Origin of the sequence: Endozoicomonas sp. ONNA1, assembly GCF_024606325.1 — a bacterium.
GTDB lineage: Bacteria > Pseudomonadota > Gammaproteobacteria > Pseudomonadales > Endozoicomonadaceae > Endozoicomonas_A.
This window is the reverse complement of the sequence record NZ_JAHHPN010000499.1, coordinates 1-1,435: the sequence shown is the minus strand read 5'-3', so window position 1 is coordinate 1,435 and position 1,435 is coordinate 1. Positions and strand designations below refer to the sequence as shown.

The window sequence follows — 1,435 nt, the reverse complement described above, 5'->3', positions numbered from 1 at the left end:
GGCCAGGCTGCTCAGGTAATGTACCAGCCGTTGCCCTCTGCGAATGATCCTGTTCAGAAAGCTCAGGGCTTCGTGGTTTCCATCGGCACTGTCACTCATGGCCAATGCACTATCGTTGCTGTTGATCAAAGCTGTGGGGCTCAGGCTGACTTGTCCGCCTTTAAAGTGCAGGCTGGCCAGCACGTCCGGTTTGATCAGTGCCAGGGTCTGGTTAGTGTCGGTATTGATGATCCTGACGCTCTGGCTCCTCAGGGGCAGGGAGCCGTTGCTGAGTGTGAGGTTGCTGCCGCTGCTCTGCTCCTGCGGGTCACACTGGTTAAACCCTACCTGTTCCGCAGTCAGGTCAGTAAAGAACAGTGCGGTGCTGTTATCACCCGTCAGTCGTCGTAAATCCGCTTTTGACCCGGACGACAGGAGGACATAATGCTTGCCATAATCGTCTACTGTCCGGGCTGGCCTGCACGCCCGCAGGTCATAGACGTCATTGCCAGGACCACCGATCAGGGGGCGGGTCCAGTCGACGAAGGCTTGCCACAGGCTGCTGTTGCCGGGTGCTTCCAGCTTTCGGTTGTCACACCGATCGCTCCGTGTCCAGTTTGCCAGTACCTCGGGGCGTGCGGCTGCGTTTCCCGACGTCCCCAGCAGCAGCAGGTCATTACCGCCCCGCCCCAGAATGGACCATTGTCGGGCATGGGCGCCCACGTACAGGATGTTGTTACGGTCATTGCCCCAGAGTCTTAATGTCCTGTTGCCCATGGCCGACGAGCTGATCACGGCGGGTATAAACGGCCATGGACGGTAATGGCTGCCGGGTTTCGGTCCGCTCACCTGAACACTGCCGGGTTCCCAGCCCCACTGGTTTGTGCCAGTAATAAACACTTGTCGTCTGGATTGTATGGGGTTTAATGGCTCCAGCGTCAGTTTAATCCCGTCCATAGCCCGGTGTGTGACGATTTTTACTGGCCGGTCTTGCGCTTGCCGGATGTACAGGGGGTTGCTGGCGTTGGCGTGGATGAATCGAAGGCGGTTCTTCCGGTTCCCTGCCGTTAATGGAAATACCACCCCCTGGCCAGAGCGCATCACCCTTGCTGCCAGATCGGATAAGGTCAGCTGAAGGTCATTGAACACCAGGGTCGTTGGTTGCGGGAACCGGTCGTGCTGTTTAGGCCAGACCCCCTGGATCACGATCCCGGCGTTGCCTCCCTCAAAGCGGTGAGACAGGACCAGGTTCTGACCCCGGCGACCGGCCTGGTAAAGGAAGGCCGGTACTTTCAATTCAATGCGGGTCTGTGCCTGGTTTTTAACGTCGGTTTGTTCTTCAGCAAGGCCGGGATGGAGGATGATCCGGGAAAAAAACGACAAGTCACTCTTATTGATTTGAATCACATCCGAACCGCCCTGGCCCTCCACCATGACCCCAAACTGTCGGCGGGAG

1 protein-coding gene is annotated in these 1,435 nt (G+C 57.8%); it reads right to left on the bottom strand.

What is annotated here, in order from left to right:
• Positions 1-1,386, bottom strand: a 1,386-nt coding sequence (locus KDK19_RS11380) for a hypothetical protein (protein WP_257291991.1), incomplete at its 3' end; no start/stop codon positions are given.
• Positions 1,387-1,435: the final 49 nt, after the last annotated feature.